This window comes from Streptomyces sp. Act143, from assembly GCF_003143935.1.
GTDB lineage: Bacteria > Actinomycetota > Actinomycetes > Streptomycetales > Streptomycetaceae > Streptomyces.
The window spans coordinates 7,070,029-7,094,739 of sequence record NZ_QFRX01000001.1 but is presented as its reverse complement, the minus strand read 5'-3'; the positions used below and the strand labels follow the sequence as shown (position 1 = coordinate 7,094,739).

At 69.6% G+C, this 24,711-nt stretch carries 21 protein-coding genes; 9 read left to right on the top strand and 12 right to left on the bottom strand.

What is annotated here, in order from left to right; genetic code table 11:
- Window positions 1-13 precede the first annotated feature (13 nt).
- The 4 genes from DI272_RS32445 to DI272_RS32430 form a co-directional block, all read right to left on the bottom strand.
- Complete coding sequence (locus tag DI272_RS32445; protein ID WP_258314749.1) at window positions 14-1,276, bottom strand: hypothetical protein; 1,263 nt, start codon at window positions 1,274-1,276, stop codon at window positions 14-16.
- Window positions 1,277-1,418: 142 nt separating this feature from the next.
- Window positions 1,419-3,284 carry an ATP-dependent endonuclease gene (locus DI272_RS32440; RefSeq protein ID WP_109498728.1) on the bottom strand — a complete coding sequence of 622 codons (1,866 nt, stop codon included), beginning with the start codon at window positions 3,282-3,284 and terminating at the stop codon, window positions 1,419-1,421.
- A gap of 384 nt (window positions 3,285-3,668) precedes the next feature.
- A complete protein-coding gene (locus DI272_RS32435; RefSeq protein ID WP_109498727.1) occupies window positions 3,669-4,832 on the bottom strand; it encodes an XRE family transcriptional regulator in 1,164 nt (387 codons plus the stop codon).
- Window positions 4,833-4,839: 7 nt separating this feature from the next.
- On the bottom strand, window positions 4,840-5,646 hold the full coding sequence (locus DI272_RS32430; RefSeq protein WP_146238413.1) for a hypothetical protein: 807 nt from the start codon (window positions 5,644-5,646) through the stop codon (window positions 4,840-4,842).
- A 629-nt stretch (window positions 5,647-6,275) separates the two neighbouring features.
- Between DI272_RS32430 and DI272_RS32420 the strand changes: the two genes are divergently transcribed.
- Together DI272_RS32420 and DI272_RS32415 are read left to right on the top strand one after the other, a co-directional pair.
- On the top strand, window positions 6,276-8,393 hold the full coding sequence (locus tag DI272_RS32420; protein WP_146238412.1) for a hypothetical protein: 2,118 nt from the start codon (window positions 6,276-6,278) through the stop codon (window positions 8,391-8,393).
- A 281-nt stretch (window positions 8,394-8,674) separates the two neighbouring features.
- Window positions 8,675-9,691: a hypothetical protein gene (locus DI272_RS32415; RefSeq protein ID WP_109498724.1), complete on the top strand. Its 1,017-nt coding sequence runs from the start codon at window positions 8,675-8,677 to the stop codon at window positions 9,689-9,691.
- A gap of 896 nt (window positions 9,692-10,587) precedes the next feature.
- On the opposite strand, the gene DI272_RS32410 is transcribed toward DI272_RS32415, so the two are convergent.
- Window positions 10,588-11,157 (bottom strand): DUF2087 domain-containing protein, encoded by a 570-nt coding sequence (locus DI272_RS32410; protein ID WP_109498723.1) that lies wholly within the window; start codon window positions 11,155-11,157, stop codon window positions 10,588-10,590.
- Between the two features lie 213 nt (window positions 11,158-11,370).
- On the opposite strand from DI272_RS32410, the gene DI272_RS32405 reads away from it, so the two are divergent.
- Window positions 11,371-11,652, top strand: a complete 282-nt coding sequence (locus DI272_RS32405; RefSeq protein WP_109498722.1) for a chaplin — start codon at window positions 11,371-11,373, stop codon at window positions 11,650-11,652.
- A 90-nt stretch (window positions 11,653-11,742) separates the two neighbouring features.
- Here the strand turns inward: DI272_RS32405 and DI272_RS32400 are convergent, their stop codons facing one another.
- The 7 genes from DI272_RS32400 to DI272_RS32365 form a co-directional block, all read right to left on the bottom strand.
- A complete protein-coding gene (locus DI272_RS32400; RefSeq protein WP_109498721.1) occupies window positions 11,743-12,609 on the bottom strand; it encodes a tyrosinase family protein in 867 nt (288 codons plus the stop codon).
- Window positions 12,593-13,159 carry a tyrosinase cofactor gene (locus DI272_RS32395; protein WP_109498720.1) on the bottom strand — a complete coding sequence of 189 codons (567 nt, stop codon included), beginning with the start codon at window positions 13,157-13,159 and terminating at the stop codon, window positions 12,593-12,595. Before DI272_RS32395 ends, DI272_RS32400 begins: the two co-directional genes overlap by 17 nt.
- Before the next feature lie 194 nt (window positions 13,160-13,353).
- Window positions 13,354-13,869 (bottom strand): hypothetical protein, encoded by a 516-nt coding sequence (locus DI272_RS32385; RefSeq protein WP_109498718.1) that lies wholly within the window; start codon window positions 13,867-13,869, stop codon window positions 13,354-13,356.
- A 316-nt stretch (window positions 13,870-14,185) separates the two neighbouring features.
- Window positions 14,186-14,683, bottom strand: coding sequence for a DUF5949 family protein (locus DI272_RS32380; protein ID WP_109498717.1), 498 nt, complete (start codon window positions 14,681-14,683; stop codon window positions 14,186-14,188).
- A 210-nt stretch (window positions 14,684-14,893) separates the two neighbouring features.
- Entirely contained in the window at window positions 14,894-15,181 is a 288-nt protein-coding gene (locus DI272_RS32375) for a hypothetical protein (RefSeq protein ID WP_109498716.1), read from the bottom strand.
- A 205-nt stretch (window positions 15,182-15,386) separates the two neighbouring features.
- Window positions 15,387-16,184 (bottom strand): hypothetical protein, encoded by a 798-nt coding sequence (locus tag DI272_RS32370; RefSeq protein ID WP_181387382.1) that lies wholly within the window; start codon window positions 16,182-16,184, stop codon window positions 15,387-15,389.
- A gap of 241 nt (window positions 16,185-16,425) precedes the next feature.
- The gene (locus DI272_RS32365) at window positions 16,426-16,665 is read right to left on the bottom strand and encodes a chaplin (RefSeq protein ID WP_109498715.1); all 240 of its coding nucleotides are present in this window, start codon (window positions 16,663-16,665) and stop codon (window positions 16,426-16,428) included.
- 289 nt (window positions 16,666-16,954) lie between these two features.
- Between DI272_RS32365 and DI272_RS32360 the strand changes: the two genes are divergently transcribed.
- Genes DI272_RS32360 through DI272_RS32335 form a run of 6 tightly spaced genes read left to right on the top strand, consistent with a single transcriptional unit; the run spans window position 16,955 to window position 24,711 of the window.
- Window positions 16,955-18,037, top strand: coding sequence for a DUF3344 domain-containing protein (locus DI272_RS32360; RefSeq protein WP_109498714.1), 1,083 nt, complete (start codon window positions 16,955-16,957; stop codon window positions 18,035-18,037).
- A 51-nt stretch (window positions 18,038-18,088) separates the two neighbouring features.
- Complete coding sequence (locus DI272_RS32355) at window positions 18,089-19,258, top strand: glycosyltransferase (protein WP_109498713.1); 1,170 nt, start codon at window positions 18,089-18,091, stop codon at window positions 19,256-19,258.
- The gene (locus DI272_RS32350; protein WP_109498712.1) at window positions 19,255-20,679 is read left to right on the top strand and encodes a sugar transferase; all 1,425 of its coding nucleotides are present in this window, start codon (window positions 19,255-19,257) and stop codon (window positions 20,677-20,679) included. The genes DI272_RS32355 and DI272_RS32350 overlap by 4 nt, the downstream gene beginning before the upstream one ends.
- Window positions 20,680-20,682: 3 nt before the next feature.
- Complete coding sequence (locus DI272_RS32345; RefSeq protein ID WP_109498711.1) at window positions 20,683-22,014, top strand: O-antigen ligase; 1,332 nt, start codon at window positions 20,683-20,685, stop codon at window positions 22,012-22,014.
- Window positions 22,011-23,987 carry a murein biosynthesis integral membrane protein MurJ gene (locus tag DI272_RS32340; RefSeq protein ID WP_258314748.1) on the top strand — a complete coding sequence of 659 codons (1,977 nt, stop codon included), beginning with the start codon at window positions 22,011-22,013 and terminating at the stop codon, window positions 23,985-23,987. Before DI272_RS32345 ends, DI272_RS32340 begins: the two co-directional genes overlap by 4 nt.
- A complete protein-coding gene (locus DI272_RS32335; protein WP_109498710.1) occupies window positions 23,971-24,711 on the top strand; it encodes a polysaccharide deacetylase family protein in 741 nt (246 codons plus the stop codon). Before DI272_RS32340 ends, DI272_RS32335 begins: the two co-directional genes overlap by 17 nt.

Here is a 24,711-nt window from a genome sequence, read left to right as displayed (position 1 = left end):
GCTGTTATCCCGGCTATCGGTCGTTGAGCTCGGAGCGGCACACCGCGCAGTACATGGCCGCATGGCGCCCGTGCCGACGCATCAGCTGACCGCAGCCTGCGCACAGCCCCAACTCCCAGGTCGGGCAACCCAGCGCGGCCGAGGCGGCGGCTCGCTCGACGGACGTGATCAGCGACGGCTTCACAGACCGCTGCAGCGGCATGCGCGGCAAGGTGTAGCCACCGGTGGGCTGTCCCAGATCACGGATGGGCCGGGCGTCGCTGACAAACCATCCCTCTTCGCCAGCGCGGCATGTCCGGTCGATCTCCTGCTCGGCGAAGGTGATCTGGTCGTCCTCCTCCTGCTCCGGCGCGACGGGTAGGGGTGCCTTCTCCCCGACCAGCTCGCGCCATAACTCGCAATCGTCCGCCGGCACCCACATATGCCGTCCGGCCCGGCCATTGCCCCGATTAGGCACGTAGACGGGGACGCTGTCTCCCGTCGCGCTGGAGAGAACGAGATCCTCAATATGGACCGGGTTCTTCTCCGGCTGGCACAGCGCAGGAAGAAACCACTCGGCATGTATCCCGCCGCAGTGGCCTGCTCCCTCGGACAAGGGACAGTGGCGATCGCTGCTGGGCACGCACTTCCAGACCTGGAGGTAGCGGTATCCACCGCGGATCAGCATCTCCTTGCCGTCGGCGATCTCCTTCCACGGCATATCGTCCACACGGGCCCATGGCGCCCGGTCGATCAGCGAGGCCGTACGGTCCTTCGCCACCCACAGCGGTGTTATCTCATGCTGTACGGCGTTGACGGACCGGCGGTGGACGCTGCTGGGGCTGATGTGGTGGTACTGGATCTCCCAGCCGATGCGGATACCACCGGGGCCGGTGACGAGGGCATCGGAGACCGTTCGCCGGTTCGCCGTGGAGACTTCGGCATCTGCCTCCAGGCCGGAGCGCGAGGCCGTGTCGACGATCCGTTCCTTGGTGGCCTTGTGCTGTGCGCTCTCTGCCGGGGTCGCCTTGTGCGTGATCGGCACGTGTGATGCCACGAGCGGCCGACGGCCTCCAACACGGCCTCGCCGGATGAACATCCACGGAGACTTTCCGCCAGACTCCGACAGGCATTCGCGCCCATGGTGGTGCGCGAGACATTCGAGCAGCTGCGGGTCGCGGTCGGCGACGCTCGCGGTGATCTCTCGGAGCAGATCCGGGCGGTCCTCGTGACCGAGGTCGGGCAGGGACAGATTGATCTCTATGTCATATCCGGTGTGCCACACCCCATTTGCCATCCCAACACCATAAGGAGCACCGTCCGCACTCGAAAGATCGCCTATGGCGCGAGCAGGAGTGCAGGCGACCTCTTTTCGGCAGAGAGGTCCCCTGCACAGAACGCGAGCCCGTGGAAGGAGAGCGCTGTCTGACGTAAGACGGCTAACTGGCCAGCGCCATCACGTTCTCCAGAAGCGAGTACAGGAGCTTCGGCTCCCCGCTGGCAGTACGAGCGGCCTCGGCGTACGTCGGAGCGTGCTTGCAGTCGGCCACGTAACCATCGCCCTGCTTCGCCAACTCCTTGCGACGCTCAGTCCACGCCGGCCAGTGCTCAGCGAGATACGTCTCCAGGTCATCCTCGAACACCGTATGAGTCGCCTCGCATGCGGTGGCTGGCCGCGCGTTCGCCGAAGCGCCGAGATAGTTAAGGATGTTCATGTTCTTCTCGCCCGCCGCGCGGACTGCCTCAGCCTTTCCGGCCAACGCCTTGGGCCCCGCGTCGCCATCGAAGACGACGTAGCACTTGACACCGAACCCGCTCAGGATGGCGTGGGCGAGGATGAGATTGTCCTTGCCTTCCACGTTGATCACGCTAATGCCGTTCGCGCCAAAACTGAGGCCCTGCTGCTCGGCGAACCCGAGGATGACCGCCTCGTCCGCCTCTCCTTCGACGAGCACAGCAGCCGCGACGAAAAGCCCCTCCGCCAGGTCCTTGACGTAGCGCGTAGTCGCATGACGCCGGATGGACTTATCCGACACTCGGCCGATGAGAGACTGAATCAAATCCTGTTCGGAGAGCTGTCGCACGGTGACATCGGGGTGTTGCCCGCTGCCCACCCTGACCAGCCGACGGATCTGCTTGTAGTTGCGCGGGTCGATAAATACCGGGCTGTGAGTCGCGTACATCACCTGAGTTCGGTCCGCTGCCGAAGAGACGAGGCCGCGCAGAACCTGGGCGAAGACCCTTGTCTGCGCGGGATGCTGAAAAAGCTCCGGCTCTTCGATCGCCAGACACAGCGACCGGGTCCCGTCCTCAGGCCGACGAGTTTCCGCAAGGTACTTCAACGCGGCGATGATCAGCGCTCGCTGGAAGCCGTGCCCCTGGCGACGCACCGAGGTCATGGCCGCGCCGTCCCTGATGCTGACCGCAAAAGTCGTCTTGGCCGGCTTCGGAGTCTGTGCCACAGGCTTCACGACGATGTGCCGCCCCGTGCTGAATTTGGCGACTTCGTCGGACAGCGAACCCGACAGCCTCTTCAGCATCGGCCCGTACACCTCCTCGTGCACCTTCTCGCGCGCCGTCTGCGCGGCGTCCTCGATCGATGTGAACCGAGCGTCGGCCTCGGATCGGTCCACCGCGTGCTCAAGGATCCGACCCACCGCCGTGGCCTTGCTGTCGTCCGCCTCCTCGTATGCGCGGAGGTCGGCGGAGACGAACACGAAGTCGATCAGCTTGGCAAGCAGCCCCTGGCCGGCGAACCCGAAGAACTGTGTGCCCTCGACGTCCGTTTCAGCGAGCCGATCGCGGTTCTTCGACTCCCAGACGCGCATCGCGGCGTCTGCATCGTCCCAGCTCTTTGTGGCGGGCAGGTCAAGTCCGGCGTCGCTCTCCCGCAGGGCCTTGTACGCGTTGTGCTTCTCCCGTTTCCCCTCATGCCGCCTAATCTCGTCGAACGGCGGGTAGGCCAGGGCCTTCCCAGTGATCCGATCGTCCCCGTCCTCCCAGGTACGCCAGATCCGTACCGTCTCAACCCCGTCGGGCGCGTAGTAGCCCAACGCAGCGCGGTCGGAAGCCGTCAGCCCGTCGAACTCCACTTCCACACGGATCCGCTTGCCCTCCGCCGCCGAGTGAACGTCCTCTTCCCCGAGTCCTCCGCCCTTGTCTCCGTTGAAGAACCAGTCAAGGGCGCGCAGCACGGTGGACTTACCAACGCCTGTGGGGCCGATGAGGGAGGTGATGGCATCGAAGGAGACATCCAGCGTGCGCAGGCAGCAGAAGTTCTCGATACATACGCGCTTGATCTTCACGAGCGTCCTGGGATGCAAAGGTACGGGGCCTGCTAGGCCCACAGGGACATCTGTGACGCTAGCGCCAGATGTGATGTGTGGTCAGTTTCTTTTCATAATTGGATACACGAGACATCTACTACACGACCCGTATCGGGGCAGGCGCCCGTACAGACGTGCGGGCAGCATTCGCATCTGGGCACGCCTCGTTGGTCGCGAGACCGAAACCGGCACGCACCGGGGGTGGACCGTCGACGGGATCAACAGCAGTAGCGCAACATCACAACACGGCTGAGTACCGAGGCCCCGGCGTGGGCCGCCCTGGCTGCCAGCCACATCATTGCGCTGTAGAACGCGAGCCTCGTCCGTGACGGGTGAGAGCTTCTCCCGATGGAAGGATCACCATCAGCTGGGGAATAGCGTCAGCACTTCAGGGGTGACCGACTTCTCGCTCTCCTCGGATGGATCCAGCGCAAGGCGCGGCCTCGTCATTGTCGCGGTCGCGTAGACCTCGTTCGCAAGCTCGAACGGCAGGCCCGAGCGGGAGACAAGATCATCGAATGAAACGCCCGTCTCCTCACAGAGGCGGACCGCCTTTTCCAGAAGCAGAGGCGCTTCACGAGGTCCGAGGTCGCAAGGCTCCGGATCACCGTGCTGAGAGAGCATCATCATGGCCCGCTTGTACGTCGTGTCCCGGAAGGCACCGAGAGCATGGGCACGATAGACGAGAGCCTTGAGGGAAGTCCCCCAGCGTCGCTTCAGGCCGTAGAGCGCCTCCCAGTCAAGCCTGTGCGGCAACTCCGCAAGGATCTCAGCGCTCGGCATCAAAAACTCGGCGGCGAAGTCATGCGCCTGGTTCTCGACAATGCGACTGCCGGGCTCAGCGTCAAGGTGCATGACCAGGTGCCCAGCCTCGTGAGCCGCATCGAATCGCGACCGAGCCTTGTCGTTCTTGGCAGGGTTCCGGAAGACCAACGGCCTGCTCCCGTACCAGTGCGAGAAGGCGTCCACCCGTTTGGACATAGCCGGTAGCTCCAGGACCACGGCGCCATGGGCTTCTAGCAGGCGGGTCACATGGGGGATCGGACCGCTGGGCACCCCCATGGCATCACGCGCATCGCGGGCCACGGCCGCGATGTCCGCCCTGCTCGGCTCGGCCGGCAGGGCCAGTCGCGGCAGCGCCGCAGGGGGAAGCTCCACGTAGTGCTCGACGGTCGTAACCAGCCGCCAGACGATCTTGCCGAACGCAACCGCCTGATCCCGCTGCAGCTGCGTGGTCGCCCTGAGACTTCGGAAGTGGGCAGCACTGGGCACCGTTGGATGCGGGTGCCCCGTAGCAAAGAATGTGGCGGGCACCCCCAAGGCCATGGCCAGCTGCGCAACGACCGTGGCCGAAGGCCGACTCTGGCCCAGCTCATACTGACTGACCGCTGCCGGCGTGAGATCCACCTTCCGGGCAAGCTCGTTCTTGCGCAGCCCTCGAAGCTGTCGGGCCGTGGTCAGAGCTTCGGGTTCGAAGGAGCGGGAGGCGAGCTCAGCGCCTCTCGATCCTCGCGGCGGTGTCGGCATGGATTTCTCAGTCTGTGTTCTCGCGCTCGTCGCGCGTCTCTTCGGTGCGCCGGCGAAGCGGCAGGTCGTTCTCTTCGAGGTCGGTGTGGTCGGGCGCCTTCGGTTCCTTCCCAGCAGCGGGTCGATCCTCGTCGGAATCCGTTTCGGACGGCAACTGGCCGTCTCGATCCGAAACTCCCTCTGGGGGTAGCCCACCCAGGTCGACGAGCACGTCCTCGGTCGACCGCGGAGCCGGGAGGCTCAGCTGGAGATCATTGTGGATCTCGACGGTGCCATCAAGCCAGGGCGAACCGCCTTCTCGGTTGTCCCGCGGAAGGCCAACTTCGATGACGCAGTTTCCCGTCTCCGGGTCACCCGTGTGCATGATCCGAACATGCCCCTGCCGAACGGCCTCAGCGAAGCTCTCGGCCCAGTCCGGGTCCTGGTCGAACGCCAACTGATCCTTCGGGGCACTGTTCAGCACGGCGCCTCGCAGTCGAGCGGCGCTGCCGTCCCAACTGAGCTGTTCGAGCTTGTCCCGCACCTTGTCAGGGGCTGTCAGCGGGAACTTGTAGATCCTCACGACCCAACATCCGGAGGTGACCTCGATGGCCCCGCCGGCGACTCTTCGGACCGGAATCCCTGCTTCGTTGAGCTTCTTGAAGGAGAGGTTGGCGATGTTCCGCCAGACCAGCTGAGCAAAGGTGCCGTTGTCGTCCCCGTGCGACGGGTCGTGACGGTCGGCGTTGGTCGCGTACACCTCGCGCGTGACGCTCCGGATGATCTCCAGCACCCGCTGGAGATCACTCACTGCTTGCTGCAGAGTGATTTCCACGCGAGGACAATACCAGGAAGCCCCTGATTCTGCGTGGAAATCAAGCAGATGAGCTCTCTACCGATTCGCGCCTCAAGAGGTTGAGGACACCCGCACGTCAGGCTGCCTCTCGCTACCTACGAGAGTCGGCACACTAGGCGGATGTAGCCCGAGTCCAGACCGATGTCGTCCCAGTGGAGCCCGAGCAACTCCCCTTGGCGGAGTCCAAGGCCGGGACTACGACCCATCGGGCGCTGTTGCGGAGCTTGGCGGACTCGACCAACTGCTACTCCTCAGGCCAACGTGTCAGGTCGTGATCCGGGCAGGGGCATCTCAAAGAGAACAAATCAGGTACCCCAGAGGGTGCCGTCTGCCTCAAGCCTGCAAGCTCTTCCGGGCCCTCGCGGCCCGAGGGAAGACGGAGACCCTGTGCAGCAGCCGCCGCGATTGCATCGCAGTCCGCCCGCGCCCACGAACCGAACGCTGCATCAAACAGGAAACGTTGGGCGGATCCTGGGAGATGACCTTCTCCCGACGAGCAACCAACACCCCGTTACTCCGTCGCACGCCAATCCACCGACCTGCACGTATGCAAGATCCGAGGATGAGGATATTCACCGAACCTCGTCCAGAATCAAGAGGTAGTGGATTTGACCGACGATGGAGGCATCCACGGTCCGAAGAGGGGAGCTTCAGTGGGAAACAGCGGCGGTGCTGCGACACATTCCGGGATCGACTTCCAGCAGCGCATCGCGGCTCTCATCATGAGCCACATGCTGTGCGATGCCTCAGAGCTTGATCTTCTGGGGTTCGGCGACGTGCAGATTGACGAGTTGCGCTTCGAGACAGCGGACGACATCGACGACCTCGTACTGGTCGGCCCAGCTGGTCGACTGTTCATCCAGGCGAAGAACACGATCAGCCTGTCCGCAGACCCCACGTCGGACTTCGGATCCGTCTTGGCCCAGTTCGTCGGTCAGTACGTAGGCGACAAGCGTCCAGGCGATGTGTACGTGCTCGCCACTTCGATAGAAGCCTCCGCCAACGTGCGGAAAGTGCTTCGTAAACTCACCGAGGCCGCTCGACTCAACGAGGCCGGTAGCAAGACGTCTCCTCTGACAAATGGGGAGAAGGACGTCCTGCGGAAGACCGAGGCACTCATCAGCTCCCACTACCAGGCCGTGGCCGGCATCCCGATCCCACCAGCGGATATCCACCGCATCCTGGCCAGGATGCGGATCTGTTCTCTGGACATCAGAGAAGGAGGGGCCCTGGAGTCTGCTGCTCTGCTGATGCTGGGCAGCAAGGCCGTGGTTCCTCCTCGATTGCTGTGGAGCGCCCTGATCGCGTTCTCGGTCTCCCTGGCCAGAGATCGCCTCTCCCTCAGCGCCGCCGGCCTGAGGGAGCGCATGGGCAGGTACGTGAGCCAGCCCTCTAACGTCGACGGCACATACGACGGGGTCGCCTCGGAGCTCTTCACGAAGGACCTTCTGTCCGGCCTCTCATACGGGCGGGAGGTCGTGCTGGTGAGAGACCCGTTCGAGGAGTGCGACTTCCTCATCACGGACGTCAGGCGGTTCGACGACACCGGTGTGAGGCGCGTGAAGCTCAGCGAAGGCCATGTAGAACTGGCCCAGGGAGAGAGATGGGAGCTCGTTGGTCGCTGGGCCACCTATGCCGGACTCGAACGCTACTTGGACCGTCATCTCGACGAGTACCGGGAAGCACGGCTGGTCGTAGCTCCCTCTAACTTCGCTGATGACCCCAATGGAGATCTCGCGGCGCTCGCCCACGGAGTTCAGTGCGCATCCCTGGCCTCGAGTATCGAGGACCCCTTCCTGTGCAGGCACTGCGGCGACTCCATCTCGGAAGACGGAGCGCCCATGGTCGAGGTGGACGAGGAGGGCGTGCCAGCAGACGTCGGACTCGTGCACGAGTCATGCCGCACTCCCACGGACCGCGTCCTCGGAGGCATCGATGCAGCCCTTTTCCGGGAGAACGGGTTGCTGCGAAACTTCGACTACAAAGGGTGGTTGGCTGCGGTTCAGGGAGGACAGTGGCTGTTTGGCGGCCTTCTGAAGTCTTCGTTGAAGCTCGCCCCCATCGCCTGGAAATCCGAGTACGACGACTTCTCGCAGGGCACCTGGTGCGTCGAACTCGCCGTAGAGGACGGGACCGTCCGCTACGGCACGGACCGCGGGCGAGTGAGCCGGTTCTCGGCACGCGACGCCGCACACACCGCAGAGGTAATGAACCGTGGGATCTCTCAGGCCCGTGAGGCTGGTGACCCTCTCTGCTACGCAGTCGACGGCTCCGCCTACGGCCCCTACTCTCACCTCCTCAGCCAAGGTCACGATCCTGTGCCCTGCACAGGAGCCAGGGCTGTGCGATACACCCGCGCCATCGGCGACGCCTACTCCGACTGCAAGCGGTATTACGCCCCACTCGCCTACCTCGTAGACGCGGAGACGGGCGACCCCATCGTGGTGGAAGGTGTGATCTCCCTGCTCCACAACCCGTTGGAGCTGGACACGTACCTCCAGAACTGGGCGCGAGCAGGCATCGAACTGCCCGACTTCACCGTGTCGGCAATTCTGACTGACGAACAGTTCGATCGCTTCGTACGGCTGATGATGACACGCGGCATCCGCATCGTGATCAACCCGAAGCTGACGCTGCATGGCGAGCTGGTGAGCGGCTACTGGGTGGAGAACTTCGAGCAACTGATGCGCTCCGCCTCCCAAGGCGCAGAGGACGGTCAGTCGTGAGCGATGCGTAAGTGGTGACGCCCAGCAGGCAAGCGATCGACCGGCACTTTAACCAACTGCAGGACCACTGCGGGTAGTTACACATGCCGTCCACTTGCCGCGAAGGCGCTATGATCCGGTGAGGCGACCACGCTCGCCGTTACGTCGGACCTGGACTCCTCCCGCAGTTGCCCAGGGTTGAGGGCGCAAAGTGCCGTCGGGCGCGCGTGAAGTAGGGCTGTTGTTCCTCCTATGGGGCGCAGTGGGCGGGAGCACTGACACGCGCCCACCAGGAGCCGGACATGACGCTCGACAGGGACATCACCGAACTCGCACGCCGAATCCAGGGCGAGTCGGGGGACACCGTCCCCTACCAGAAGGCCAGGTTGGCCGCCGCCAGGGAGTTGGGCGGACTGCCCGTCCACATCATGTCGACCGAGGACCGGATTGAGCTCCGTGCCCAGTACACCGGCGAGAGCATGGACGCCGCCGGGTTCGCGATCCGCGGCGGCACTCACGGGCTGGGCCTGGATCACTGCTCGGGCGAACAGCGTTCCTTTCGAGCCTTGTTGGCCCTCGCGCTTTTCAACGGCAACGTATACACAGGCCCGACGGCGAAGTGGAACTACGCGGTTGTCGCCTCATACGACCCGGTGATGTCGCCCCGTCGGGACCAGTTGGTGATGGTGGCGGAGCGCGCCCCGGAGAACGTGGCCACCCGACTGCTGCCCGCCGCTAAGGGCAGTTCGCGCGGTGTTCCCGGCCTTCGGTACGAGGACACGTACGTCTGCCATGAACATGTCTCTGTCCTCCTGCGCCATCTGCCGACTGGTGCACGGCTGACGATCACCGGGGATCCGGCTGGCTGCCCCCGCGGCGGCAATCGCAGCATCGGACCCCGGGACCGCTCTCTCACGGTCGACCAAGACCTCATGGCGCATGAGCGTCGTGCACTGGCGGAGGTTCCCCCGATCTCGGGTGATGCCGCCACCCTGCTGGCCGGCCTCGTGTCCCGCTATAACCTGGTGGACCGCCGTGGGCGTTGGGCGACCAGCTTGTCCTGGGATCCTTTGGAGCGTCCCGGAGTCGAACGCAGGAGTGAGCCGGATGTGCTCCGGGACGGTGCCGTGCGCCGACTATGGGGCGCTGGGGATTCGTGGGAGTTCCGTTGGACCGGCTACCCCGAACCCCACGACCTGGCCCGGGCCTTGACCCACCCGGAGGCCGGAATCAAGGGCGCGAGAGTCACCAGCCACGGCGATGCCTACCGGGTGCTGTTGGGTACCGCCTCGCTCGACCTTTGCGAGGGGGAGGACTGATCCGTGTCGCTTCTCGCCGACCATCCGGAGTCCGTGTCCGTGCTGGTGACCACCGTCGTCCTCGGAGTCCTCCGCTTCACGTTCCCGAAGGACTCTCGCCATCGGCTGGAACTGTGGAAGGCATTCCTCGAACACCGACGCCGGCGCTGGCAGGTGACGGAGCGCCGCCGTGCGGCTACGCCATCCGGTAGGTCGGGCCCGCTGCGGCATTCTTCCCGATCGATGCGACGAGGCGATCGGTGAACCCCACGCAGCCAATTCGTCAGCATTCGGGGCACCCTCACCTGCGGCTACTCCATCAAGGACCTCCGCACCTTCGCCGCACAGACGAAGGAGCAGAAGGGTTGGGCCATCGCGACGAGCGGCGGATGGGGAAGCAGCCGCGGTCCAGTCGGGACGACGCACTCCCTGCACGCTCACCGCAAGAGCTTCACCTGACACGCAAACTCGCTGTGGCAACCGGGCGGCTCCGCGCCGGGTCCTCAGATGGTCGCCCCTTGCTGGGAGAAATCTGGGAGATGATCTTCATCTGGAAGCCCGCCGAGACCGCGCGAAGGCATTCGACACCAAGCTCCTGACCGGCACTGATACCCATCATGGCCGGTCACGATCTCGCCCGAACCTCATTCGGGACGAAGAGGTCGAGAGTTCAGAACTCGCAGCATCGATTACAGCCGGGCTCGAAGGGCATCACGCCGGACCGTCACGCACCCAGCAGTAGTCGGTACCAGCGGGATCCTTCCCGAAAACGCCGGAAGATTCACTGACGGCCGGTCAGACCATCACGTAGGACCAGGTCAGAGGCACAACAGACGTGCCCTCGCCAGGCGCCTTCTAAGCGCTTGGCCGCAGGTTCGAGTCCTGCCGGGGGCGCCCTTTTCTCACCAGGCCAGGTTTCAGGCCACCCGCCGGTAGATCCCCTCGCTCCGCCGCAGATGCTCCAGGTCCACCAGGTAGCGCCGGAGCGTCACATGGTCGACGTCGCCGTCCTCGCACCAGCCCCGGAGCTTCTCGTCGACCGTCCGCTCGGGGTACTCGACGCCCGGTTCGAAGGTCTGCTCGGCGATGTACTTCAGGATCAGCTTCTTGCGGGTCCACTGGGCGGGCAGCCGCACGAGCCGTCCCTCCCGTACGAAGGTCCGCAGCAGCGCGTCCGTGTCCGCGTCCCCCGACCCGGGATTCCCGGTGTCCGGCGTCGCTGCCTCCCGCCCCTCGCGCGCGTACTGCCGGAACAGCGCATAGGCGACGGCCAGTCGGCCTCCGCCCTCGCCCTCACCCTCGCCCCCGTCCCCTGCCGTCACCACGCCCTCCTCGCGCAGCTTCAGCAGGGCGAGGGCTGTCTCCTTCGCGGGCACTCCGGCCGCCCGCGCGACGTCCTCCGGAGTGTCGGCGCCCAGCGCCACCGCGGCGAAGACCCGTACCCGGTTCTCGTCGGTGAACAGACGGATGAGTTGGTCGGTAGCCATGCCCGGAGGCTAGTGGAGGGCCCACCCCGCGGCTAAGCGAATTTCCACCGCCCCCCGCCCTCCCATCACCAGGCACCGCTCCCATGCACCGCCCTGTTCAAAAAGGGTGATCCGCACATGATCGCCGTTACCAGCCGTCAGCGGCGGCGTTGAACCGGCAGTGCGGTGGCACGTCCTGCTGCCGCGCGGTCATCGATCCAAAAGGAGAACGTGATGTCTCGCATCGCGAAGGCTGCCGGAATCGCCCTCGGCGCCGGTGCCATGGCGCTCGGCGGCGCCGGTCTGGCCATGGCGGACGCGGGCGCCCAGGGTGAGGCCGTCGGCTCGCCCGGCGTCCTGTCCGGCAACCTCGTCCAGGTTCCGGTCCACGTGCCGGTCAACGTGTGCGGCAACACCGCCAACCTGGTCGGTCTGCTGAACCCGGCGTTCGGCAACACCTGCGCCAACGTCAGCGACGGCATGGACAAGAGCGGCGGCTACGGCTACGGCGACTGACATCCCGTCAGCACCCGCAGTACCGCACCACCGAGGAGCCCCGGCACTCCGAGCGCCGGGGCTCTTCCCATGCCCGGTGACAGGGGGATGTCAGGCGTACCGGTAGATCCGGCCCACGTCCTCCAGCGAGTCCGGCGTCACATCCCACGGCGGCAGCTTCTCGTGCCGCGCCACGATCCGCCGGTACTGCGAACTGCCCGGCTCCGGCGGCTTCGCGGGCAGATAGCGGGCGTCGGGGTGCCGGCGCTGCCAGCGGGTCCACTGCAGGTCGACGAAGGCGTGGTGCATCCAGAAGACCGGGTCGTTGACGGACGCGCCGCCCACCATGACACCGCCGACCCAGCGGTGCACCCGGTTGTGGTTGCGCCAGGCGACGGGCCCGCGCCCGCTCCCCCACCCCTCCAGCCGGTTGCGGAACCCCTTCTCCGCCGTCGAGTCCCAGGGCGGGACGTCGTACACCGGGTCGTCCAGCGCCGACTCCAGCTCGCCCTTGGTCGGCAGCTCGATCGGGTCGCGGGCGCGGCCTAGGTCGCGGGTGAGGAACTCCCCGTCGGTGATGCCTTCCTTGATGGTCCAGTTGCCTCCCGCGTAGGCGAACGGCCCGGTCGTCACCTGCCGGTCCGAGCGCCGTCCGTTGCCGCCGAGCAGATCCTCGGTCCAGGGCCCGGCACCCACCTTGCGGTCCTTCGTCCAGTCCCAGTACGGCACGGTCACCGACGCGTCGACCCGGCGCAGCGCCCGCTCCAGGTCGAGCAGGAACCGGCGGTGCCAGGGCAGGAAGGACGGCGCCATGTGGGCCGTACGGAGACCGCCCTCGCCGTCGGTGACGTAGAAGTCGATGTGCATCCGTACGAACTCGTCGTACTCGCCCCGTCGTTTGATCTCCAGCATCGCCTTCACGAAGCGCCGCTTCTCCGCGCTCGTGAGCGTGCCGGCGTCCTTACGGACGTACGCCATGGTGTTCCCCCATGTCCATGTGTGCGTCCCCCATGTCCATCTGCGCGTCCCTCATGCCCGTGCGGGTGTGGCCCATGCCCGTGTGGGTGTCCCCCATGTCCATGGGCGTGTCACGTAGTTGCTGTCCCGGGCCCAGTTCGTCGACGGCCGCGCGGGTCGCCGCGAGCGGGGTGTCGTACGACCGGTAGTGGTCGACCATGCTCAGCCAGGTGCCGTCGGCACGGCGCATCAGGTGCAGGGGGCGGCCGTCGACGGTGACGTGCCACGGGTCGGCGCCGAAGACGCGGCCCGCGGTGGTCTTGATGCCGCGGATGTGGCGGCCGCGGTAGGTCTCGTCGAAGGCGAGCTCGCCGGGGGTGTCCGCGCGGTGCGGCGGGCGGGAGGCGGCGACGAGCGGCGCGAGCACCAGCGCCCCGGCAGCGGCGAACAGCCCGCGCAGGACGTCCCGTCGGCCCCTCCGCGCCGCGTCCCCCGCCGGGCCAGGTCTCGTCTGACCGCTCACCGCGGGCTCCACCCCGCCCGCCACTCCGACTCCCACACCGGCTCCCATGCCCACACCGGCTCCGGCTCTGACTCCCGCTCCGCCGACACTGCCGACACTGACGACCATCCTGTGCTCCTCCCGGTTCGGTCGATCCGTAGCGGTAACCGCGAAGGAGCCCGCACGGTCACCGTCCGGTGGGCCGGACGGAGCCGTACGGGCTCCCTGGGAGGCTACGAGGGTGGGGCTGCGCGGCTGCGCGGTTACAGGCCGGGGCCGGCGACCAGGTCCGCGCCCGGCACGGTCTGCAGGACCGGGGTGAGCACGCCCACCTGGGGCAGCTTCGTCTCGGGCAGGCCGAAGTTGTCGGCGTTCGGCGCGGTCAGGGGGGCGTCGACGGACAGTCCGGGGGCCAGCGTGCGCAGGTCGGAGGCCGGGGCCCCGACGCCGACGTGGTCGAAGTCGTCGCCGAGGATGTGCGGCAGGGGCGCCTTCAGACCGGCGCCGGGGAGCCCGCCGGAGACCGGGAGCTGCGGGATGACCCGCTCGGGGATGAGCCGGCCCTCGACGTACTGCGGGCCCTCGGGGGCGCCGGGCACCGGCAGCGGGATCTCGCCGCCGAGCGTGGGCAGTTCCATGTTGAGGGAGTTCTCGACGCCGTCCAGCGGCACCGGAACGGGGACCGTTTCCACCGCTGCGGCGGGGGTCGCGGTGGCGCCCACCGCGGCAGCGACGCCCGTGATGACGGCGGCAAGGGTTCGGCGGGTGGTCGGCTTCATCTCAGGCACGGTCCCTTTCAGGGTTCGTCGGTCTCAACGTCCGTACCGCGTAACGATCCTGGGCCGCTCACCAGCGCAAGATTCGCCCGGCTGCCGCAGTAGTACGACGGCTCCATAGGCTGAATATCGACCGGGGAGAGCAACGGGCCGGGGATCTGCAGGCTGAACGGTTCGGCATGCCGGAGGCGACCAGGCCCGCCCCGAAAGGCCGGGGCCCGGTCGCACCGCCCGGCGGCCTCAGCCGCCTCGCCGCCGTAGCCGCCTCAGCCGCCTCGCCGCCGTAGCCGCCTCAGCTGCCGCAGCCGCCTCAGTCGCCTCAGCCGCGCAGGCTGCGCGCCGGCAGAACGATGTGCGCGGCGGCGTTGAGCGTCTCGTCGGCGCCGGCGAAGGCGGCGAGGGCCTCCGGCTCGACGGGCTTGCCCGGCTCGGCCTCGGGCCAGGGGCGGGTGGTGAACACGAAGTAGGCGAAGCCGCGTTCGGCGACGGCCTCCAGCCACTCCGGCGGCGGGCTGCACTGGGCGTTGAAGCCGGGCATGTTGACGACGGCCGTGCCGGACTCGACGAGCAGGCTGACCGGCAGGCTCGGCTTGGCGTTGCCGTCGACGAGGTCGCCGCCGACGGGCAGGCCGTTGTTCTCCAGCAGCGCTTCGACGGCGGCCGTGGCGGCCTCCGGTCCGGCAGCCGAGTCCCCGAGGGTGTAGGCGAGGAGGTAGGGCATGTCGCCGTCGGGGGCCTCGCCGCTCCAGGCCATGACGACGAGCGTGCCGAGGTCGGCGGCGTTGAAGGGGCGGGTTTCGCTTGAGGTTGAGGTCACCGCGCGACCATATCGACGGGGCCGAACGGGTCCCGCCCCGTTCTCACTCGACCGGGCGACGTCCCGCACGCGGTCCACACGATCGAGGGACGTTTCCTCGAACACGGTCGGGATCAATGGTGAAGAACAAGAGGAGAACAGAATCAGAACACGGCGGGGGCCGATTCCGTACGGTGCGGAATCGGCCCCCGATCACTGGCCCGGAATACGTCAGCCACCCACCGGCAGACCGCCGAGCAGCCCGCTGGAGTTCAGCGTGGTGGTCGCGCCCTTGACGGTGTTGAGCACGGAGTCCTTGTTCTCGGTGTCGAGCGCGTTCGACTGGTGCTGGAGCGGCATCACGTCGGCGGGGGCGAGCTGGCCACTGGTGAGCGTGTTCACGGCACCGGTGAGGCTGGTGGGCGTGACGTCGGCGGCGCTGTAGGCGAACGCGGGGGCGGCAGCGCCGGCGAGGGCCACGGAACCGGCAACTACAGCGGCAGCCTTCAGGGACTTCATCGTGTTCCTTTCTTCGGCGACTCACGTCACCAGAGCGAATGTCACCAGAGCGAATTCTGACGCCGTGCCTAACGATTCTTCACCGGCCCGGAAACCCCGTACGCAGAAATTTTCTGCAACCCGACAGAACCAAGAGAAAACAATAGGAAAACAAAACAGCCGTGGCGCCGGCCGAATTGGCCGGCGCCACGGCTGCGTCCTCGGATCAGGAAGCGGGCAGCGGCAGCGGCAGCCCGCCGGTCACCCCGCCCACCGTGTCGGTCGCGCCGCCCACCGCGCCGGTCGCACCGCCCACGGTGTCGGTCGCGCCCCCGACCGCGCCGGTCGCGGCACCGGTGTCCACCGGCAGCGGAACCGGCAGCGGCAGCGGCAGTCCGCCGGCCAGCAGCAGCGCGAGAACGGCGTTGAGGAGCTTGCTCACCACCGCGGTCGCGGCCGGGACCACCTTGGTGGGGTCGCCGCCGGTGGCCGCCGCGAGCAGGTCGCTGACCGCCTGCTGCAGGGCGGCGAGCGCGTCGCCGACGGCGTCCGCGGACGGCGCCTTGGAGTCGCCGCCGCTCTTGGCCGCGGGCAGCGGCAGCAGCCCGGTGACCGGCGCGGTCGCGGCCGACGGAGTGGCCGGCGCGGTGGCGGCCGACGGGGTCGTCGGCGTCACCGGGGTCTCCGGGACCGGTACCGGGGCCGCCTCGGTGATCTTGGCGATGGCGGCCTTCACCGGGTCGAGGAGCTGGGTCGCCTGGTCGGGTGTGATCTGGCCGTCGTCGGCCTTGAGCACGGTGTTCAGCACATCGGTGACCGGGTCGAGCAGGGAGCCGAGGTTGCTCAGGGTCTGGACCTGGCTGAGGAGCGCGTCCGCGCCCGGGAGGGGTGCCTTGGCCGCCGCCTCGACGCGCTCGCGCTTCGACTCGTGGTCGGCCGCCACCGCGGCGGGCGCGGTGATTCCGAACAGCAGGGCGGCGGTGACGGCGGTGGAGGCGAGACGTAGTGCGGGCAGAGCACGCATGGAGATTCCCTTTCGGTGGGGCGGATCTTGAGCCCACCGTGAAAGCGCTCGCCACACCCTGCAACCGATAAAACACAGGGCGTGACCGTCCCGCGCCCGCGTCATCCCTGGTGAGACGCCCTGTCAAGCCCCGCTCACCGTGTCGGTGCGCCCACCCCCCATTCGGGGCAACGCAAAACCGGCCGCCCTCCTGAGGGGGAACCACAGGAGGACGGCCGGCAAAGGGCGGTTCGCCCCGACGTCAGTCGTTGACGCAGGTGTTGCCGAAGGCGGGGTTCAGCAGACCGATGACGTTCACGGTGTTGCCGCAGACGTTGACCGGAACGTGGACCGGAACCTGGACGACGTTGCCCGACAGGACGCCCGGGGAGTGGGCGGCCGCGCCGTGCGCGTCGCTGTCGGCGGCGGCGATGCCGGCGCCGCCGGCGACGGCCGCGACGGCGGCAGAGGTAAGGACCAGGCCCTTCGCGATACGCGACATGGAGAGGTGCTCCTTGGGTTGACACAAACACCCGGGCGGATGCCCGGCGCTGTGTCAACGCGCGGCGCCCGATGGAGTTGTGCCGCCAATGGGGTGATCTCGCGACAGGGCCGACTTCACCATTCCGACACAGTTGTCCGGTTTCACCGGATTAATACGGATAGCAGCTAGAGTTGCGGACCTCGCGACGCACCCCTATAGCCGGCACATCGCACTCATTGACGCCCTGGCGCCACGCCCCGGGCGTGCCACCCCTCCCCCGCAACCTCCCGGAAGGGCGACCCCGGTCATGCGCCAATCCCCGCGTCCGCTGCTGCGCCGAGCGACGGTGGGAGTCCTCGCCCTCGCCGCCGCCTGGGCCCCGGTCGGCGCCCTCGCGGCGGCCCCGCCCTCCCCGGAGGCCGAGCGTCTGCCCTTCACCGAGCGGTACCGCGCGCTCCAGCACGGCGGGATCGTCCGCGCGGCCAACACCTCCATCAGCTGCCGGACGACCACGGCCGCGCCCTCCTGCCCGGCCGTCCGCGAGGGCGGCACGGCGGCCAACGGCGACTTCGACATGTTCTACGTCGACGTCGACACCGACCCCAACACCTACAACTCCTCCCGGGCCGAGGTCCGCCTCCCCGAGGGCGCCCGGGCCACGTACGCGCGCCTGTACTGGGGCGGCAACCTCCGCGTCGGCGAGCAGAAGCCGCCGAAGGACAACGGGCGGGTGCTGATCGCCGAGCCCGGCGGCCAGTACAAGGAGGTCCTCGCCGACACCCTGGTCGGCCACCGGGTGGCGCAGGGCGCGGACGCCTTCCAGGCCTCGGCGGACGTGACGAAGCTGGTGCGGGAGAGCGGCTCGGGGCTCTACACCGTCGCGCAGGTCAACGTGGCCATGGGCAAGTCGGCGGCCGGGGCGTGGGGCGGCTGGACGCTCGTCGTGGCGTACGAGAAGGCGGCGGAGCCGCTGCGCCATCTGGCCCTGTGGGACGGGTTCGACACCCTGAAGCCCGGTCGCGCCGTCACGCCGGCCGGCCTCGGCTTCCCCAAGGGCGCCTCCGGTGTGGCCGGTCTGGTGGCCTACGACGGCGACCGCGGCCGTACGGGCGACTCACTCACCCTGACGGCCGGCAGCGGGGCCCCGGTCACCCTCACCGACGCCGCCAACCCCCGTACGGACGTACTGAATTCGACGATCAGCGAGCCCGGCGAACGGCAGGCGACGCGCGTCCCGTCGTACGCGAACACGCTCGGCTACGACTCCGATGTGTTCGATCTCGGGACGGCTCTCGGGCGCGGTGGTGACCAGCTGGCCTTCCGGCTCGTTTCCCAGCGGGACGCGGCGTGGGCCGGCGCGCTCTTCGTCGCCGTCGACGCCCAGAAGTGAGGCGCGTTCCCGCCCGTCCCGAGTGCCATCCGTGAGCGAGGAAACCGCGCAATGCACCAGTCAGCAACCGACCCTCGGCCACGGGTCCTGCACCTTACGCAGCCGGTGGAAGGCGGGGTCGCCCGGGTCGTGACGGACCTGGTCCGGGACCAGCTCACGGCCGGGATGCGGGTCGCGGTGGCCTGTCCGGACGGCGCCTTCGCCGACGGCTTGCGGGCGCTCGGCGCCGACGTACGGCACTGGGCCGCGACGCGTTCCCCGGGGCCGTCGCTCCCGGGTGAGGTGCGGCGGCTCGCACGGGTGATCGAGGAAGTACGGCCCGAACTGGTGCACGCGCACAGTGCGAAGGCCGGTCTCGCCGGACGGCTCGCGGTGCGCGGACGGGTCCCGACCGTGTTCCAGCCGCACGCCTGGTCCTTCGAGGCGGTCGGCGGGACCACCGCGGCGCTCGCCCTGAAGTGGGAGCGGTTCGGAGCGCGTTGGGCCTCCCGGGTGGTGTGCGTGAGCGAGGCGGAGCGCGCGACCGGCGTGCGCGCCGGGATCGCCGGGCGGTTCAGCGTCGTCCCCAACGGCATCGACCCCGCCCGCTTCCACCCCGCCGCCGTCGGTACCGTCCGGGCCTCCCTCCTTCCCGAGGTCGATCCCGCCGCCCCGCTCGTCGTGTGCGTGGGGCGGCTGTGCCGGCAGAAGGGGCAGGACGTCCTGCTGCGAGCGTGGGAGGCGGTGCTGGAGCGGGTGCCGCGGGCCCGGCTCGCCCTCGTCGGCGACGGACCCGACCGGGACGAACTGCGGTCCCTGGCAACGGAGTCGGTGCACTTCGCGGGGGCCGTCACCGACCCCGCCCCCTGGTACCAGGCCGCCGATCTGGTCGTCCTGCCCTCGCGCTGGGAGGGCATGGCGCTCGCCCCGCTGGAGGCGATGGCGTGCGGGCGGCCGGTGGTGCTGACGGACGTGGACGGCGCCCGCGAGAGCCTGCCGCCGGGCCTCGTACCGCACTGTCTCGTCCCGCCCGAGAGTCCCGCGCCGCTCGCCGGGGCCGTCGCCGGGCTGCTGCTCGATCCCCTGCGGTGCGAGTCGCTCGGCCACCAGGGGCGCCGGCACGTGCTGTCCACGCACGACGTACGGCACACCACCGGGGCGGTGGCGGACCTGTACCGCGAACTGCTCGGTACGACAGGCCGCGTCATGCCCTCCGAGTACAGGGAGTCGATCCACTCGTGACCGCGGAAAGCACCCTCCCCTCGCCCGGCGGGCAGCCACGCGACCCCGGCGTCTCGCCCGTCTCGGTCCTCGCCTCGCGCGGCGTCACCGGCGGATTCCGGTTCCCGCACCGCCGCCCGCAGCCCCGGCCCGCCTCGCCCGTGCCGCTGCTCGCCGCCGACCTGGCCGCCGCCCTGCTGGGCGCCCTGGCCCTCACCGGCACCGCGCACCAGCCGCTGCTCGCGGCCTTCTTGGTCGCGGCGTCGATGCTGCTGCGCCCGCATCTGCCGCGCGCGGTACCGGGCGTGCTCGACGAACTGCCCACCGTGTGCGGCCGGATCGCGGTGGCCTGGCTGGCGCTCGGCGCGCTGGTAGCCGGGCACGCCCCGCAGCACGCCCTGGCCTCCGGCACCCTCGCCGCCGGTTTCCTGCTCCAGTCGGCGGCGGCCTGCGCGACCCGCGGCACCGTGCACTGGCGGCGCCGCGCCGCCCTGCGCGACCGGCCGCGCGCCGCCCTCGTCATCGGCCCGGCCGCGACCGCGCAGCGCGTGTCCGCCGGGCTGCTGCGCCACCCGCGCTGCGGAGTGCGGCCGGTGGGCGTGGTCGCCGAACAGCCCGACGGCAGCGACGGCCTGCCCGTGCTGACGACCGGCGAGGAGGTCGAGCGGGCGCTCATCCAGAACGGTGTCCGGGACGTCCTGGTCGTCCACCCCTCGGTACGGACCGGACAGGGGCCGCTGCTGCGGGCGCTCGCCGAGTCGGGCTGCGCGGTGTGGGAGATCGACGCGGACTCCCCCTCGTACGCCTCCCGCGATCAGCTCGCCGGATTCGCCTGCCGCCGCCTCGACATGGGCGGCCGGCGGCCCGGCAGCGCCGGCAAGCGGCTGCTGGACATCCTGGTCGCCGGGACGCTGCTGCTGCTGGTCAGCCCGCTGCTGCTGGTGTGCGCGGTGGTGCTGCGGCTGACCGACGGACCCGGTGTCGTCTTCCGCCAGGAGCGCATCGGCAAGGACGGACGGCCCTTCACGCTGCTGAAGTTCCGCACCCACCGCCCGGTCGACGAGCACGAGTCGGCGACCCGCTGGAGCGTGGCCGACGAACGCCGGATGTCGTGGTTCTGCCGCTTCCTCAGACGCACCTCGCTCGACGAGCTGCTCCAGCTGTGGAACGTCTTCTGGGGCGACATGAGCCTGGTCGGCCCGAGGCCCGAACGCCCCTATTTCGTCGGTCAGTTCAGCCAGACCTACCCCGGTTACGCGGCCCGCCACCGGATGCAGACCGGCATCACCGGCCTCGCCCAGATCCACGGTCTGCGCGGTGACACCTCCATCGAGGACCGGGCCCGCTTCGACAACGCGTACATCGACAACTGGTCGCTGTGGCAGGACATCTGCATCCTCGTCCGCACGGCCGCCGCGCTCGTCCGCCCGACCGGGAGCTGACCCATGGACCACGTGCGGCGCTGCGCGCCGGTGCTGCCGGTGATGGCCGTGATCGCCCTGCTGGGGCTGCCGATCGGGCCCGGCGGCGAGGGCGGCGCGGGACCGGCCGACGCGGTCTCGGCGCTGATGGTCCTGTACTGCGGCATCCGTCTCGTACGGGACCGGCGGCGCCCCCTGTCGCGTACCGCCGCCGTGATCCTGGGACTGCCCGTGGTCGGGCTGGCGATCGCCGCCACGGGCGCCGCGTCCGCGGGGGCCGGGATCACCGGCATGGGGCGCTATCTGCAGATCTTCGTCCTCGTACCGGCCGCGGTGCTGCTGCTGGTCCGTGGCCGCGCCGACTTCCGGGTCCTCGCCTGGTCCTTCGTCGGGCTCGCGCTGTGGCAGGGGGCGATCGGGGTGCACCAGTTCCTGACCGGGACCGGTGCCTCTTACCAGGGCCAGGAGATCCGCGCCGTCGGCACCTTCGGGGCGCAGGACGTGATGGGGATGGCGACGGTCGTCTGCTTCGGGCTGATCTGCGCGGTGGGGCTGGCGCTGGGCACCACGGCGGTACGACAGCGGGCGGTTGCCGCCTGCTGCGCACTGGCCCTGCTCGTGCCGCTGGCCCTGTCCTTCAGTCGCGGGGCGTGGATCGCGGCCGTGGTGACCTGCTCGGCGCAGTTGGTACTGGCCGGGCTGCGGCGGGCCCTGAAGGTGGGGGCCGTGGTCGCCGCGCTCGGGGTGGTCCTCGTCGGCGGCTTCGGCGTGGGCTCGGCGATGCTCCAGGAGCGCGTCGACAGCATCACACGGGTCACCGACGCCCCCGACCAGTCGGTCACCGACCGGTACACGATGTGGGCGGCGGCGGTGGACATGTGGCGCGAACGGCCGCTGACCGGAGTGGGGTTGAAGGGCTTCCCCGAGCACCGGGACGCGCACGCCTCGCTCGCCCTGTCCGCCGGCAGCGACACGGAGGGCGCGGGCGCGGCCTTCCGCAAGCAGCCGCTGCTGTCCCCGCACAACATGTACCTCCTGATCCTCGCCGAACAGGGCCTGATCGGCCTCCTCGCCCTGGCGGGCGGCTGGCTGGCGCTGCTGGTGTGCGGGCTGCGGGGGCTGGCGCGGGTCCGGCCGTCGGGCCGCGGGACGGACTGCGGACTCGTCGCCTGCGGGCTGCTGGTGTGGCAGCTCACCGACTTCATGTACGCCGACATCGGCGGGCCCTCCACCGTGCTGACGGCGGTGTGCTTCGGGCTCGCGGCGTGGTGGGGGCTGGCCGGCGGCGGTCTGCGCAAGGCCGTGCCGGCCGCCGCTCCCGCGCCCGGCCGCGTCGAGGAGGCCGCGGCGCGATGACGGTGACGCCCTCCCGGCTGCCCCGGGCCGACACCGCCGCCGACACCGGGTCCGTGGCCGACGCCGGGTCCGTGGCCGACGCCGGGTCCGTGGCCGACGCCGGGTCCGTGGCCGACGCCGTCGCCGGCTCCGACACCGACACGGGTTTCGACACCGGCACCGACACCGGTTCCGACACCGACGCCGACGCCGGTCGAGCGGCTGACATCGGCACCCGCGCCGACGCCAGTCCCGTGGCGGAGACCGGCGCCCACGCCGACACCGGTCCCGTGGCCAACACCCACCCCCACGCCGACACCAGTCCCGTGGCCAACACCCACCCCCACGTCGGCACCAGCCCGGTAGCCGTTCCCGCGGCGCGTGCCGCCGCGCCGGCCGTCGAGCACACCGATGTCGCCCCCGCCTCCCGCGGCTTCCTCGCCAAGGCCGCCCTGATCACCGCCGTCCTCACCGCCGCCGGCGCCCTGCTCGGGCTCGTCCGGGACCAGGCGCTGGCGCGGCTGTTCGGCGCCGGGAGCGAGACGGACGCCTTCCTGGTGGCGTGGACCATCCCGGAGTTCGCCTCGACGCTGCTCATCGAGGACGGTCTGGCCTTCGCCCTGGTCCCGGCGTTCAGCCTGGCGCTGGCCCGGCGGGCCCAGGGCGCCCCCGGCGACCCGGTGCGGGCGCTGGTCGGCAGCACGCTGCCCCGCCTCTGCCTCGCCTTCGTCGCGGTGTCCGCGCTCATCGCCGGCACCGCCCCCTACCTCGTCGAGGCCCTCGCCCCCGGCCTGCCCGACCCGGCCCTCGCCGTCGACTGCACCCGCCTCACCGCGGTCTGCGTCCTCGGCTTCGGGCTCGCCGGGTACTGCAGCGCGGCCCTGCGGGCACACCGCCGCTTCCTCGCGCCGGCCGCGATCTACGTGGCGTACAACACCGGCATCATCACGGCGATGTTCGTCCTGGGCGGGCAGTGGGGGGTGCGGTCGGCGGCGGCCGGGGTGGCGATCGGCGGCGGACTGATGGTCCTCGTACAACTGCCCTCCTTCGTGCGGCAGTTGCGGCGCAGGGGCGCCCCGGTCGAGCAGCCGCCCGCCGAGCCCGGCGCGTCCGCCGAGCGGGCCGTCAGCGGCGCCCTCGTCGCCACCGTCCTGCTCTTCGCGCTGTGCCGGCAGTCGCAGACCCTCATCGAGCGCTTCCTCGCCTCCACCCTCGACGCCGGGGCCATCTCGCACCTGAACTACGCGCAGAAGGTCGCCCAGATCCCGATGACGCTGTCGATGATGCTGTGCACGGTCACCTTCCCGGTGGTCGCGCGGGCACTGGCCGACGGGGACGTAGAGCGGGCCCGCCACCGTGTGGAGCGGGACTTGGCGCTCGCCTCCTGCGTCCTCCTGCTCGGCGCGGCCACGGTGATCGCCTGCGCTCCGCAGATCGTCGAACTCCTCTTCCAGCGGGGCGCGTTCACCGCCCGGGACACCGCGGCGACCGCCGACGTCATGCGGGTGTACGCCCTCGGCCTGCTGGGCCAGACCCTGACCGGCGTGCTCGTGCGGTCGTACTTCTCCGCGGCCCGCCCCAGCTGGTACCCGGTCGCCGCGATGGCCACCGGCATCGTCGCCACGTCCTGGATCGGCGCCTGGACGGTGGGCCCCTGGGGCGTGCTGGGCATCGCCGCCGCCAACGCCTCCGGGATCACCGTCACGGCCGTGGTGCTGCTCGCCGGGATGGGGCCGCGCAGTGTGCCGATCCGGGTCCGGGGCGTGCTGACCGAGCTGAGCAAGCCGGTGCGGGCCGCGGTGGTGGCGACCGCGGCCGGGGCGTTCGTCGCCGGACAGCTGCCCTCGGCCGTGCCCGGGCTCGCGGCGGGCGGCGCCACCGTCGGCGCCGTGTTCGTCCTGCTCGCCTGGGCGCTGGACGCCCAGGGCGTCGTACCCGCACTCCGATCCGTACGCACCCTCACGCGGAGGCTCGCTCATGGCCGCACCCGTTGATCCCGCCGCTCCCGCACGGCCGCGCGCCGTTCCGTGGATCGCGATGTACCACTCGGTCGGCGACGTCTCCGACGACCCGTACCGCATCACGGTCACCCCGGACCGCCTCGACGGGCAGCTGACCTGGCTCGGCCGCCGCGGCCTGCGGGGCGTCTCCGTCACCGAGCTGCTCGCCGCGCCCGACCGCACGGACCTCGTCGGCCTGACCTTCGACGACGGGTACGCCGACTTCGTCACCGCCGCCCTGCCCGTCCTGCGGCGGCACGGCTTCGGCGCCACCCTCTTCGCGCTGCCCGGCCGGCTCGGCGGGGAGAACGCCTGGGACCCGCTGGGCCCGCGCAAGCCGCTGCTCACGGCGGACGGCATCCGGGAGGCCGCGCGGGCGGGCATCGAGATCGGCTCGCACGGTCTCAGCCACGTCGACCTCACCCGGGCCGACGACCTCCGCCTCAAGAGCGAGGTCGTCGAGAGCCGGGCCGAGCTGGAGGAGCTGACCGGCGCTCCCGTCGACGGCTTCTGCTACCCGTACGGGACCGTCGACCGGCGCGCCGTCGACGCCGTGGCCGGGGCCGGATACCGGTACGCCTGCGCCATCGACCCCGGCCCGCTCACCGGCCCGCACGCCCTGCCCCGCGTTCACGTCGGGCAGAACGACACCGCCGCGCGCCTCTTCCTCAAGCACCGGCTGCACCGCCTGCGGCGCCGACCCGTCGAGGGGGTCTGA

Coding starts and splice junctions, on each gene's coding strand:
- DI272_RS32445 (WP_258314749.1), bottom strand. CDS start 1,276: ATGGCAAATGGGGTGTGGCACACCGGATATGACATAGAGATCAATCTG.
- DI272_RS32345 (WP_109498711.1), top strand. CDS start 20,683: ATGGACCACGTGCGGCGCTGCGCGCCGGTGCTGCCGGTGATGGCCGTG.
- DI272_RS32335 (WP_109498710.1), top strand. CDS start 23,971: ATGGCCGCACCCGTTGATCCCGCCGCTCCCGCACGGCCGCGCGCCGTT.
- DI272_RS32375 (WP_109498716.1), bottom strand. CDS start 15,181: ATGAAGTCCCTGAAGGCTGCCGCTGTAGTTGCCGGTTCCGTGGCCCTC.
- DI272_RS32370 (WP_181387382.1), bottom strand. CDS start 16,184: ATGCGTGCTCTGCCCGCACTACGTCTCGCCTCCACCGCCGTCACCGCC.
- DI272_RS32360 (WP_109498714.1), top strand. CDS start 16,955: ATGCGCCAATCCCCGCGTCCGCTGCTGCGCCGAGCGACGGTGGGAGTC.
- DI272_RS32385 (WP_109498718.1), bottom strand. CDS start 13,869: ATGAAGCCGACCACCCGCCGAACCCTTGCCGCCGTCATCACGGGCGTC.
- DI272_RS32405 (WP_109498722.1), top strand. CDS start 11,371: ATGTCTCGCATCGCGAAGGCTGCCGGAATCGCCCTCGGCGCCGGTGCC.
- DI272_RS32355 (WP_109498713.1), top strand. CDS start 18,089: ATGCACCAGTCAGCAACCGACCCTCGGCCACGGGTCCTGCACCTTACG.
- DI272_RS32395 (WP_109498720.1), bottom strand. CDS start 13,159: ATGGGAGCCGGTGTGGGAGTCGGAGTGGCGGGCGGGGTGGAGCCCGCG.
- DI272_RS32340 (WP_258314748.1), top strand. CDS start 22,011: ATGACGGTGACGCCCTCCCGGCTGCCCCGGGCCGACACCGCCGCCGAC.
- DI272_RS32410 (WP_109498723.1), bottom strand. CDS start 11,157: ATGGCTACCGACCAACTCATCCGTCTGTTCACCGACGAGAACCGGGTA.
- DI272_RS32365 (WP_109498715.1), bottom strand. CDS start 16,665: ATGTCGCGTATCGCGAAGGGCCTGGTCCTTACCTCTGCCGCCGTCGCG.
- DI272_RS32400 (WP_109498721.1), bottom strand. CDS start 12,609: ATGGCGTACGTCCGTAAGGACGCCGGCACGCTCACGAGCGCGGAGAAG.
- DI272_RS32435 (WP_109498727.1), bottom strand. CDS start 4,832: ATGCCGACACCGCCGCGAGGATCGAGAGGCGCTGAGCTCGCCTCCCGC.
- DI272_RS32415 (WP_109498724.1), top strand. CDS start 8,675: ATGACGCTCGACAGGGACATCACCGAACTCGCACGCCGAATCCAGGGC.